11 protein-coding genes are annotated in these 11,238 nt (G+C 74.8%); 5 read left to right on the top strand and 6 right to left on the bottom strand.

What is annotated here, in order from left to right:
- The first annotated feature begins 2 nt into the window (after positions 1-2).
- From ACIBBA_RS15215 to ACIBBA_RS15200, 4 genes are all read left to right on the top strand, one after another.
- A complete protein-coding gene (locus ACIBBA_RS15215; protein WP_396697523.1) occupies positions 3-1,250 on the top strand; it encodes a hypothetical protein in 1,248 nt (415 codons plus the stop codon).
- 52 nt (positions 1,251-1,302) lie between these two features.
- A complete protein-coding gene (locus ACIBBA_RS15210; RefSeq protein ID WP_396697521.1) occupies positions 1,303-1,695 on the top strand; it encodes a hypothetical protein in 393 nt (130 codons plus the stop codon).
- Positions 1,695-4,190 carry a DUF4132 domain-containing protein gene (locus ACIBBA_RS15205; protein WP_396697519.1) on the top strand — a complete coding sequence of 832 codons (2,496 nt, stop codon included), beginning with the start codon at positions 1,695-1,697 and terminating at the stop codon, positions 4,188-4,190. Before ACIBBA_RS15210 ends, ACIBBA_RS15205 begins: the two co-directional genes overlap by 1 nt.
- A 120-nt stretch (positions 4,191-4,310) precedes the next feature.
- Positions 4,311-4,937, top strand: a complete 627-nt coding sequence (locus tag ACIBBA_RS15200; RefSeq protein WP_396697517.1) for a GNAT family N-acetyltransferase — start codon at positions 4,311-4,313, stop codon at positions 4,935-4,937.
- Here the strand turns inward: ACIBBA_RS15200 and ACIBBA_RS15195 are convergent.
- Both ACIBBA_RS15195 and ACIBBA_RS15190 read right to left on the bottom strand, forming a co-directional pair.
- The gene (locus ACIBBA_RS15195) at positions 4,908-5,489 is read right to left on the bottom strand and encodes a TOPRIM nucleotidyl transferase/hydrolase domain-containing protein (RefSeq protein WP_396697515.1); all 582 of its coding nucleotides are present in this window, start codon (positions 5,487-5,489) and stop codon (positions 4,908-4,910) included. The two genes, ACIBBA_RS15200 and ACIBBA_RS15195, sit on opposite strands and share 30 nt — an antisense overlap.
- A gap of 122 nt (positions 5,490-5,611) precedes the next feature.
- Positions 5,612-7,126: a chitinase gene (locus ACIBBA_RS15190; RefSeq protein ID WP_396697910.1), complete on the bottom strand. Its 1,515-nt coding sequence runs from the start codon at positions 7,124-7,126 to the stop codon at positions 5,612-5,614.
- A 158-nt stretch (positions 7,127-7,284) separates the two neighbouring features.
- On the opposite strand from ACIBBA_RS15190, the gene ACIBBA_RS15185 reads away from it, so the two are divergent.
- A complete protein-coding gene (locus tag ACIBBA_RS15185) occupies positions 7,285-7,683 on the top strand; it encodes a type II toxin-antitoxin system Phd/YefM family antitoxin (protein WP_396697513.1) in 399 nt (132 codons plus the stop codon).
- A 212-nt stretch (positions 7,684-7,895) separates the two neighbouring features.
- Here the strand turns inward: ACIBBA_RS15185 and ACIBBA_RS15180 are convergent, their stop codons facing one another.
- From ACIBBA_RS15180 to ACIBBA_RS15165, 4 genes are read right to left on the bottom strand one after another with little or no spacing between them, the layout of a single operon-like run.
- A complete protein-coding gene (locus ACIBBA_RS15180; protein WP_396697511.1) occupies positions 7,896-8,963 on the bottom strand; it encodes an ABC transporter ATP-binding protein in 1,068 nt (355 codons plus the stop codon).
- Positions 8,960-9,799: an ABC transporter permease gene (locus tag ACIBBA_RS15175; protein ID WP_396697509.1), complete on the bottom strand. Its 840-nt coding sequence runs from the start codon at positions 9,797-9,799 to the stop codon at positions 8,960-8,962. The genes ACIBBA_RS15180 and ACIBBA_RS15175 overlap by 4 nt, the downstream gene beginning before the upstream one ends.
- A complete protein-coding gene (modA, locus tag ACIBBA_RS15170; RefSeq protein WP_396697507.1) occupies positions 9,796-10,584 on the bottom strand; it encodes a molybdate ABC transporter substrate-binding protein in 789 nt (262 codons plus the stop codon). Before modA ends, ACIBBA_RS15175 begins: the two co-directional genes overlap by 4 nt.
- Positions 10,581-11,006, bottom strand: coding sequence for a molybdopterin-binding protein (locus ACIBBA_RS15165; RefSeq protein ID WP_396697505.1), 426 nt, complete (start codon positions 11,004-11,006; stop codon positions 10,581-10,583). The genes modA and ACIBBA_RS15165 overlap by 4 nt, the downstream gene beginning before the upstream one ends.
- Positions 11,007-11,238 lie beyond the last annotated feature (232 nt).

Below are 11,238 nucleotides of genomic sequence, written 5' to 3'. Positions count from 1 at the left end.
CCATGGCCGAGCGGTGGCGGAACACCACGGGCGCGCGGCGTCGCGTGGCGGGCCAGCGCGCCCGGCTGGCGGAGTTCTCCGCCCGGGCGGCCCGGGTCGGCCGCCGGGTGCCGGCGCCGTGGCCCTTCGTCCTGGGGCTCTTCGTCGGGTCGAAGGTCGTGCTCACCCTGGTCGGGCTGGTCGTCCTGCACGCCTGGGACGGTGTCCCCGGCGCTCCTCCGGCCGACGAGACGCTGATGTGGGCCCAGCAGCGGGACGTCTCCGGACACCGCTGGGTCTCGCTCTGGTTCGCCTGGGACTCGTTTCTCTACCTGCGGCTCACCGAACTCCCGCTGACCGAACCCTGGCGCGACTTCGGCTTCCCGCTGCTCTACCCGTTCCTGGCCCGGCCGGTCGGGGCCGTGCTGGGCGGAGACAACGCCCTGGCGCTGCTGTTGATCAGCAACGTCGCGTTTCTGTTCCTGCTGTACTTCGGCTACCGACTGGGGGAGCGGCTGCTCGGCGACGATGCTGCGGCCCGGCGATTTCTCCGCTATCTGCTGCTCATGCCGACGGCCTTCCTCTTCCACGCGGCGCTGACCGAGTCGCTCTTCCTCTGTCTCGCCCTGGCCGCTTTCCACTACGCCGAACGACGGCGATGGCTGGTCGTCGGCGTGGTGGGCTTCTTCCTCGCGCTCAGCCGGTCGGTCGGGTTCTTCGTGGTGCTGCCACTGGCCCTGCTGCTGCTGCGACAGCACGGCTGGCGGTTCGACCCGCGGTCCTTGCGGGGGTACGTCCGCACCGGCTGGCCGCTGCTGCTGCTCCCCGCCGGCTGGCTCACCTTCATGGCGTTCTGCCGGTGGCAGAGCGGCGACTGGTTCGCCTACCAGCACGCCCAGCAGACCGGCTGGGGAATCCGGGTGCAGAACCCGTTCGGGGTGTTGGCCGGCGGGCTCGTCGCGGGGCCGCTCGACGCCGTCCGGGTGTGCTTCGCGATCGCCGTGCTGGCGGTCCTGGTCGTCGGGCTGCGCCGGCGCGAGCTGCCCTATCTCGTCTACGGGCTGCTCATGGTGCTGGTGCCGCTCTCGATGGGCCCGCCCGTGTACAAGAGCCTGCTGCGGTACCTGCTTGCCGCGTTCCCGGTGTGCCTGGTGCTGGCCCGGTGGGCCCGCAACGCCACGCTCGACGTCTGGCTGACCGCCGTCCTCGCGCTCGTCCAGGGCGCCCTGTTCGTGCTGTGGCTGACCTACTGGACGCACGTCGTCATCTGAGCGGCCAGCGGTGACGCCCTCCTGTCGGTGCCCGTCCCTAGACTCCGCGGCCATGGTGATGGTGAGGTTCGTCGACGAGACCACGGCCGGCTCCCGGGCCGACGCGTGGCACCTGGAGATCTTCGAGGAGCGGCTGGCGCTGCGGGAGCTGATCCGCCGCCGGGTCTTCCAGGAGGTGGCCGAGTACAACGCCCGGCAGCCCGAGGTCTTCCGCGGACTGGTACAGCCCGGCGGCGCCGAGAAGACGCTCAACGGCTACCGGCTGCGCCAGCCCCGCCGGGTCGACGCCGAGGAGCAGTTCACCCGCGCCGTCGAGGCGTTCGGCCGCAACGGCTTCGTGGTGCTCGTCGACGATCGGCAGGTCGACCAGCTCGACGCCGAGGTGCAGCTCAGCGCCGGCACCGAGGTCTGCTTCCTCAAGCTCGTCCCGTTGGTCGGTGGCTGATGACCACCACCTCCTTCTACCCCGAGCGCGTCGAGGCCGTCCGCCGGCACGCCGCTGACGACGACACCGCCGCGCTGGTCGCGGAGCTGGCCGAGATCGCCCGCCTCAACGGTGGCCACTGGGGCTACGACGGCCGGGCGGTCACCGACGTGCTCGACGGGCTCCCCACCGACCGGCGGATCCGGCTCGCCACCGCGCTGGTCGACCGGCTCGAGGCCGGCGACCCCGACGACGGCACGTCGCTGGACACCCTGCTGACCATCCTGGTCCGGCACCTGCGCGCGGTGGTCCCGGTCGCCGACGCGCGGCGACTGCTCGGGTACGCCGCGCGGCAGTGGACGTGGTGGCCGGCCGACGAACTCGGCGGGCTCGCCCGGGTGGTCCACGACGCCGACGGGACACTGCCCGGGCAGCTCGTCGCGGTCCTGCGCCGCACCCTGCTGGACGTCTACGACAGCGGGGCCGTCCTCCAGGACCTCGTCCGGGAGGTCCGCGAACCGCTGCTCAACCCGGGCGAGGCGTGGGCCGACCGGGTGCTCGCCGAGCTGCCCGGCCTCGGCGCCGGCTGGCCGGAGCTGGTGGCCCACACGCTCACCGCCACCGCGGCCCGGCCCACCGCCAAGTGGGAGCGGCAGGCCGGCACGCTGCTCGACCGGGTCGGCCGCGACGCGTACCGCGACGTCGCGCTCGGCTGGCTGTCCCTGGTCGGCCGGCCGCGCACCGCACCACTGCGGCCCGCCGCCTTCGGCTACGACATCTCCCAGGCGTACGACCCCTACAATGCGACCGCGCTGCGCGGCCTGCTCTGGCTGCTCGCCCTGGCCGGAGCCGACGACGCCGGCGCCACCCGCGAGCTGGGCCGGCTGGTGGAGACCTCGCTGCGCAAGGTGCCCGGCCTCGGGCCGCGCAGCCCGAAGGTGGCCAACGCGGCGGTGCACGCGCTCTCCCGCCTCGACGGCGAGCACGCGCTGGCCCAGCTCGCCCGGCTGACCGCCCGGATCACCTACAAGGGCACGCTCAAGGAGCTCAACGCGGCGCTCGACCGGCGGGCCACCGCGCTCGGGCTGTCCCGGGCCGAGGTGGAGGAGCTGGCGGTGCCCGCGTACGGCCTGACCGAGGTGGGGCGCCGCGTGGAGACGCTCGGCGACGCCACCGCGGAGCTGGTGGTGGAGGCCGGTGGGGTCGCGTTGCGCTGGCGCAACGCCGCCGGCCGTCCGGTCCGGACGGTGCCCGCCGCGGTGCGCCGCGACCACGCCGACGAGCTGCGCGAGCTCAAGGCGGCGGTCAAGGACGTCGACAAGATGCTGGCCGCGCAGGCCGAGCGGCTGGACCGCCATTTCCTCGCCCAGCGGTGCTGGCGCTTCGCCGCCTGGCGGGCCCGCTACCTCGACCATCCCCTCGTCGGCACGCTCGGGCGGCGGCTGATCTGGCTGGTCGACGGCGTGCCGTGCGGCTTCGCCGAGGGCGCGCTGCGCACCGTCGACGGTGCCGCCGTGGCGCCGGGCGACGACGCCGAGGTGCGGCTCTGGCACCCGATCGGCCGCGCCGTCGCCGAGGTGCTGGCCTGGCGTGAGTGGCTGGAGCGGCACGCCGTCGTGCAGCCGTTCAAACAGGCCCACCGGGAGGTCTACCTGCTCACCGCCGCCGAGGAGCGCACCGGCGTCTACTCCAACCGGTTCGCCGCGCACGTGCTGCGCCAGCACCAGTTCCACGCGCTGGCGGCGGTGCGCGGCTGGCGTAACCGGCTGCGCCTGATGGTCGACGACACCTATCCGCCGGCCAGCCGGGAGCTGCCCGAGTGGGGCCTGCGTGCCGAGTACTGGGTGGAGGGCGCCGGCGACGAGTACGGCACGGACACCACCGAGGCGGGCGCCTACCTGCGGTTGGTGACCGACCAGGTGCGCTTCTACCCGTTGGCCGCGCCGGAGAACAACGCGCACGCCGGTGGCGGTGGCTACGAGCAGTGGGTCCGTCCGGGCGCGGATCCGGTTGCGCCGCTGCCGCTGGAGCAGATCCCGCCGCTGGTGTTCAGCGAGGTGATGCGCGACGTCGACCTCTTCGTCGGGGTGGCCAGCGTGGGCAACGACCCGACCTGGCAGGACGGCGGACCGGCCGGGCGATACCGGGAGTACTGGCACTCGTACGGCTTCGGTGAGCTCTCCGGCACCGCGGAGACCCGACGGGACCTGCTCGTCCGGCTGGTGCCACGGCTGGCGATCGCGGACCGGTGCCAGGTCGAGGGACGGTTCCTGCTGGTCCGGGGCGACCTGCGCAGCTACCAGATCCACCTCGGGTCGGGCAACATCCTGATGAGCCCCAACGACGAATATCTCTGCATCGTGCCGCAGCAGTCGGTGGCGGTCGGGACCGGCGACGTGTTCCTGCCGTTCGAGGGCGACCGGATGCTCGGCGTCATCCTCAGCAAGGCGCTGCTGCTCGCCCGGGACACCGAGATCACCGACCCGACGATCCTCGCCCAGCTGCGCCGCCGCTGAGCGGGCGCGCCGACCGCGTCCCCGCCCGGCCCGGGTCTGCTCCAGGTCGGGCGGGGACGGCAGGATGAAGTCCCGGGTCGACCGCCCCGTCGACCCCTCGACCACCCACCGGAGGTCCGGTTGTTCGCGTTGCCCCTCACCACCGACGTCGAGCTGCGCCCGCTCGAACCGTGGCGGGCCGAGGAGTTCCTCGCCCACCTGGACCGGGCCCGGGAGCACATCGCCCCCTGGGTGCCGGCCACCTTCGTGGCCACCGACCTGGCCGCGGCGCGCGCCGTGCTCCAGCGCTCGGCCGACGCCTGGGCCCGCGACGCCGGTGGCGTCTGGGGGCTCTGGTGGCGGGGGACGCTGGTCGGCGGCGTCATGCTCGTCTCGTTCGACGTGAGCCGGGGCGTCTGCGAGGTCGGCTGCTGGTCGGAGCCGGCCGCGCAGGGGCGGGGCATGGTCGGCCGCGCGGTGCGTGCGCTCGTCGACTGGGCGGTACGGGAGCGCGGCATCCAGCGGGTGGAGTGGCGCACCAGGGCGGACAACGTCCGCAGCATCGCCCTCGCCCGCCGGCTGGGCCTGCGCCGCGACGGTACGCTCCGGCAGGTCCTTCCCGGCCCGACCGGCCGGCTCGACCTGGAGATCTGGTCGGTGCTGGCCGACGAGTGGCAGGCCACCTCGCCCACCGGCGAGCAGCGGGCCGGGTCGCCGGCCGGCGAGCGGGCCGCTGACTCAACCCGGGGCGAGCACGCCGTCGAGTGACCGGGGTGCCTGGTCCAGGTCCAGCGCCTCGACCAGCGCCCGCGCGTACGCGCTCTTGCGCCCGGAGCGGGTCCCGAGGAAACGGCGGAGCTGGGCCGCGGTGTCTCGACCCCGCTGGGCGGGCTGCCGTTGGAAGAGCCGGAACGAGCGCAGCTCACCCTCGGCGGCCACCACCTCCTGCACCCCGGCGACGCCGACCGCCCGGATCAGCTCGTCCTCCAGGTCGGCGACGCAGACGTGGAAACCGAGGGCGGCCAGCGCGTCGCGCGACAGGTCGGCCCCGAACCCGGCCCGTTCCAGGCCGCGCCGGACAAAGCCCTCCTCGGCGTGGTCGTAGAGGCCGGTGAGCCGCAGCCCCCGGCCGGCCGGGCCGAACCGGTCGAGGAAGTGGCCGATGTTCGTGATTCCGCCCATCGGCAGCACCTGCACGCCCTCCGCGGTCAGGTCCCGGCCACGCCGGGCGGCCAGCGTCTCGACGGCGACCCGGTCGCTCACCCCCTCGACCAGCACCACCGTTCGCACGTCGGGGCCGGCGATGGTGTCGATGAGCACGGGCGCCTCCAGGGTTCGGGGGCCATCATCCCGCGCCCGGATCGGGGTGCCCAGCGCATTTCGCCGCCGGCGACGTCGTGCGGCGCCGGTGGCCCGCCCCGCGTCGGGCGGGCCACCGGCGGTCAGGTCAGCGCCTTGAGGAAGGGCCCGTGGTTGAGCCGGAACTCCCAGTTGTAGTAGCGGTCCCAGTTGATCGACCAGGTCATCAGGCCGCGGAAGGCGGGGTTGGTGCCGCTGCGCGGGGTGTAGCTGCCGCAGCTCTGGCCACGGACGAGGCAGGTGACGGCCGCCTGCACGCCGGCCGGGGCGAGATAGCCGTTGCCGGCGCTGACCGAGGAGGGGGCGCCGAAGGCGACCTGGTCCTCCCGCAGCGGGGGGAAGACCGCGGCCGTGTTGCCGGCCACCGGGAAGCCGGCGAGGAGCATGTCGGTCATCGCGACGTGGAAGTCGGAGCCGCCCATGGTGTGGTACTGGTTGTCGAGCCCCATGATCGGACCGGAGTTGTAGTTCTGTACGTGCAGCACGGTGAGGTCGTCGCGCAGCGCGTGGATCACCGGCAGGTACGACCCGGCCCGCGGATCCTGCCCACCCCACGGCCCCGGCCCGTAGAACTGGTAGCCGAGCTGGACGAAGAAGGTCTCCGGGGCCATGGTCAGCACGAAGCCCGCACCGTAGCGCTGCTTCAGCGTGCGGATCGCCGAGATCAGGTTGACGATCACGGGGGTGCTCGGGTTGCGGAAGTCGGTGTCCCCGGCGTTCAGATAGAGCGAGTGCCCCTCGAAGTCGATGTCCAGCCCGTTCAGCCCGTACCGATCGATGATCGCGGCGACGGACCGGACGAAGGTGTCCCGGGCGGCGGTGGTGGTGAGCTGCACCTGGCCGTTCTGTCCGCCGATGGAAAGTAGCACCTTCTTGCCCTGCTGCTGTTTGGCCCGGATCGCCGCGGTGAACTCCGCCTCGGTCTCCACCCCGGGGCACTCACTGGCCGGGCAGAGCTGGAACCGGATGTCGCCGGAGGTCACCGAGGTGGGCTCGCCGAAGGCGAGGTTGACGATGTCCCAGTCGGCCGGGACGTCGGCCATCCGCAGGTAGCCCGAGCCGTTGGCGAAGCTGGCGTGCAGGTAGCCGATCAGTGCGTGCCGGGGCAGGCCCGTCGCCGGGGGAGTGGTCGGCGGCGGTGTGGTCGGTGGCGGGGTGGTGGGCGGCGGCGTGGTCGGCGGGGGTGTCGTGGGCGGAGGAGTGGTCGGCGGGGTGGTGCCACCGCCGCACGGGGCCCCGTTGAGGGTGCAGTCGGCGGGCGAGCCCGACCCGGTGGCGAGGAAGCCGAAGGTGACCGAGGCGCCCGGGGCGATGGTGCCGTTCCAGGACCGGTTGCTGAAGGTGTGCCGCTGGCCGGAGCTGCTCACCGTGGCGTCCCAGTAGGAGCCGAGCGTGGTGCCGGAGGGCAGGGTGAAGGCGACCTGCCAGCCGGTGAGCGTGCCGGCCCCGCCGTTGGTGATGGTGTATCTGCCCTCCCAACCGGTGCCCCAGTCGGCGGTCTTGGCGAAGGTGGCGGTCGGCCCGGCGGCGCGCGCCGGCCCGGCCAGGGTGAGCGTGGTGGCAGCGGTGGCGAGCGCCGCCACCGCGGCTAGCAGCAGGGTTCGGGCATGGCGGCGCATCCGGACCTCCCGGGGCGAGGGCCGTCTGATCGACGGATGCACAATTATTAGGATTGTTAACTGTCAATGTCCAGCCCCGGCGCGCGCATCGTTCTGTCGTACCCCGACGGCAGCATGCATTCATGGCTGTCCCCGCGTTGACCCCTCCATCCGACCAGCCGCGCACTGTGCCGCTGCGCGAGGCGCGCACCCGGTTCACCCAGCTCGTCGCCCTCGCCGAGCTGACCGACGCCGTCACGGTGCTCACCCGCGACGGCGATCCCCGTCCGATCGCCGCGATCGTGCCGGCGGCCGCCGCCCGCAGCGCCGCCCAGGCGCGGGCCGACGCCGACCGTCTCGCCGCGGTCACCGCCGGCTGGGCCCGCCGCCTCGACGAGCAGCACCGGCAGAGCGCTCGCCGGCACTCCGCCGAGCTGCGCGCGGTGCGCGCCGCGCTGGCCGAGGCCTGGGCCGAACTCGACCGCCGGGTCGCGCCGGGCGGCGATCCGGCGCTGGCCCGGCTCCGAGCCGCCCACGCCGACCTGCTCGCCGACTGAGCCGCCCCGGCCTCGGCCCAGCGGGCCAGCGGGCCAGGGCCGGACGGCGGGTCCGGGCCGCCCGGCCTCGGCACGGCGGCGGCCGGGCAGGTCCGGACGGCGGGCCCGGGCCGCCCGGCCTCGGCACGGCGGCGGCCGGGCAGGTCCGGGCTGCGGGCCCAGGGCGCCTGGCCTCGGTCCAGTGGCGGCCGGGCCACCTCCGGGCGGCGGGCTCAGCCGGTGGCCGGATAGGCGTGCGTCTCGGCCGCTTTCACCGCAGCCCAGACCGGCTGGCCCGGAGCGAGCCGCAACTGGGCGGCGGCGGCCGGGGTGATGTCCGCGGCCACCACGATCGGGCCGTCCAGCCGCACCCGTAGGTAGTCGCCGTGCCGTTGGATGCCGCCGACCGTGGCCGGCCACGCGTTGCGCGGGCTGCCGTCCGGGCGGGTCGGGTGCACGGCCACCGCGGCCGGCCGGAACGCCACGAACGCCTCGCCGTCGACCCGGTCGGCCACGGTGAGGGTCAGCTCCTCGGCGACCCGCACCCGGCCGGCGCTGGCCCGGCCCCGGTGCAGGTTCAGCCCGACGAGCCGGGCCACGTAGTCGGTGCGCGGCTGGGCGGTGACGCTCGCTCCGTCGCCCTCCTGCACCACCCGGCCACCCTCCACGATGACCAGCCGGTCGGCCAGGGCCAGCGCGTCGAGCGGATCGTGGGTGACCAGCAGGGTCGCGCCGGGGTGCGCGGCGAGGTGGCGGTGCAGCTCGGCGCGGGTCTCCAGCCGGGTCCGGGCGTCCAGCGCGGCGAGCGGCTCGTCCAGCAGCAGCAGCGACGGCGTCACGGCGAGCGCGCGGGCCAGCGCTACCCGCTGCGCCTGCCCGCCGGAGAGCTGCCGTGGTCGGCGGTGCGCCTGCTCGGCCAGCCCGACCCGGTCAAGCCACTCCCGAGCGGTGCCCCGGGCGGCACTGCGCCCGGCGCCGTGCCGGCGCGGGCCGAAGGCCACGTTCTCCAGCGCGCTCAGGTGCGGGAAGAGCAGGTAGTCCTGGAAGACCACGCCGATCGGGCGGCGTTCGGTGGGCACCCAGGCGGCCCGCGCCGGCCGGTCGAGATCCGCGCCGCCGAGGGTGACGTGCCCGTCGGTGAGGGGTTGCAGGCCGGCGAGGGCACGCAGCGCCGTGGTCTTGCCGGCGCCGTTCGGCCCGAGCAGCGCGACCACCTCGCCGGCGGCCACCCGCAGCGGCACGTCGAGGCGGAACGCGCCCCGGTCCACCACGAGCCGGGCGTCGAGCAGCGGGCCGCTCACGGGGCGGTGATCCAGCGGTCACGCAGCGCGGCGAGGATGGTGACCGAGACGGTCAGCAGCACGAGGCTGAGCACGATCGCGGACTCGAGGTCGGTCTCCAGCGCCAGGTAGACCGCCAGCGGCATGGTCTGGGTCCGGCCCGGGTAGTTGCCCGCGAAGGTGATGGTGGCGCCGAACTCGCCGAGCGCCCGCGCCCAGCAGAGCACCGCGCCGGCCGCCAGCCCCGGCCCGACCAGCGGAAGCGTCACGTGGGTGAAGGTGGTCCAGCGGCCGGCGCCGAGGGTGGCGGCCGCCTCCTCGTAGCGCGGGTCGGCGCCGCGCAGCGCCCCCTCCACCGCGATCACCAGGAAGGGCATCGCCACGAACGCCTCGGCGAGCACCACGCCGGTGGTGGTGAACGGCAGGGTGACCCCGAACGTCGAGTCGAGCCAGCCGCCGAGCAGCCCCCGTCGGCCGAAGACCAGCAGCAGGGCCACCCCACCGACGACCGGCGGTAGCACCAGCGGCACGGTGACCAGGGCGCGTACCAGGCGGCGGCCGGGGAACTCGACGCGGGCGAGCAGCCAGGCCAGCGGGACGCCGAGCAGCAGGCAGAGCAGGGTGGCCAGGGTCGCCGTCTGCAACGACAGGCGCAGCGCGGTCAGCACCCCCGGCTCGGTGAGCCGCTGCGGCAGCGTCGACCAGGGCGCGCGGACCACCAGCCCGGCCAGCGGCAGGACCAGGAAGAGCAGCCCCAGCCCGGCCGGGAGCAGCAGGGGCAGCGGCACCCGGGCGCGCCGCCTGGCCGTACGCCGGTCGGCCGGGACGGCGGGCGGAGCGTCGGTCGTCGTGGTCACGGGGCCTGGAAGCCCGCCTCGGTGAGCACGGCGTGGCCCGCCTCGGAGCGGACGTATCCGACGAACGCCTGGCCGCCGGCCCGGTTGGGGGCGTCCTTGAGTAGGACGATCGGGTAGTCGTTGACCGCCCGAGCGGACTCGGGGAACTCGACGCCGGTCACGTCCCCGGCCGCGGCCTTCGCGTCGGTGCGGTAGACCAGGGCGGCGTCGACCTCGCCGAGTCGCACCTTGGCGAGCGCGCCCTTGACGTCCTGTTCGAGGGTGACCGGGGTCAGCTTCACCGCGGCCGCGTCGAGCGCGGTGCGGGCGGCCGCGCCGCACGGCACCTGTTCGGCGCAGAGCGCCACCTTGGTGCCCGGCCGGGTGAGGTCGGCCAGGCTGGTGATCCCCTTCGGGTTGTCCCGGGCGACGGCGATGACCAGCTGGTTGCGGACGAACACGCTCGGCTCGCCGTCGGCGTTGCCGGCCTCGGTGACGGTCGCCATGTTGCGGGGCGCGGCCGAGGCGAAGACGTCGGCCGGCGCGCCCTGGTTGATCTGGGTGGCCAGGGCGGAGCTGCCGCCGAAGTTGAACACCACCGTCGTGCCCGGGTGGGCGGCCTCGAAGTCCTTGCCGATCCGGGTGAACGACTCGGTCAGCGACGCGGCGGCGAGCACGGTGACGGTGCCGGAGACGCCGGAGCCGCCGGCCGCGCCGGCGCTGTCGTCGCCGTCGCCGCACCCGGTCAGGGGCAGAGCCAGGGCGAGCGCCGCGGCCAACGCCACCCGGATCGGTCGGTTGCTCATGCGCCGGCCCTCCCTCTCGCCCCGGCGGTCGGGGCGGCCCGTTCCACCACGACCGTGGTCGACTTGATCACCGCCACGGCCACCGAGCCGACCCGCAGGTCCAGCTCCTCGACGGCCTCCCGGCTCATCAACGAGACGATCCGGAACGGTCCGGCCTGGATGTCGACCTGGGCCATCACGGTGTCCTTGAGCACGTTGACCACGATGCCGCGCAGGCGGTTGCGGGCCGAGGAGGAGTTGGCGCCCTGGTCGGGGTCGGCGCCCTGGCTGCGGGCGAACGCGGCCAGGTCGACCCCGTCGATCAGCCGGTGCCCCTGCGCGTCGCGGCCGGCGGGCAGTCGGCCGGCGTCGATCCAGCGGCGCACGGTGTCGGTGCTGACGCCGAGCAGCTCGGCGGCCTCGCCGATCCGGAACCGTCCCATGGGGTCACCCTAGCTTCCGCAGCTGCGAGTGCGAAAGACCACACGATCTGGCTTCTGCGGCATCGCGTTCCGGAAAGCGACCGCAGCTGCGAAGGCTCTGGCGACCGGCCGGGCCGGACAGCGACCGCAGCTGCGGCGGGGGGGGGGGGGGGGGGGGGGGGGGGGGGGGGGGGGGGGGGGGGGGGGGGGGGGGGGGGGGGGGGGGGGGGGGGGGGGGGGGGGGGGGGGGGGG

Source organism: Micromonospora sp. NPDC051006, assembly GCF_044456245.1.
In the GTDB taxonomy this organism is placed as follows: Bacteria; Actinomycetota; Actinomycetes; order Mycobacteriales; family Micromonosporaceae; genus Micromonospora.
Note: the sequence above shows the minus strand (reverse complement) of the source record. Positions and strands in the feature narration are given on the sequence as shown.

Bases quoted from the DNA above. Each gene is read 5' to 3' on its own strand.
- ACIBBA_RS15215 (WP_396697523.1), top strand. From the start codon at position 3: ATGGCCGAGCGGTGGCGGAACACCACGGGCGCGCGGCGTCGCGTGGCG.
- ACIBBA_RS15210 (WP_396697521.1), top strand. From the start codon at position 1,303: ATGGTGATGGTGAGGTTCGTCGACGAGACCACGGCCGGCTCCCGGGCC.
- ACIBBA_RS15205 (WP_396697519.1), top strand. From the start codon at position 1,695: ATGACCACCACCTCCTTCTACCCCGAGCGCGTCGAGGCCGTCCGCCGG.
- modA (WP_396697507.1), bottom strand. From the start codon at position 10,584: ATGAGCAACCGACCGATCCGGGTGGCGTTGGCCGCGGCGCTCGCCCTG.
- ACIBBA_RS15165 (WP_396697505.1), bottom strand. From the start codon at position 11,006: ATGGGACGGTTCCGGATCGGCGAGGCCGCCGAGCTGCTCGGCGTCAGC.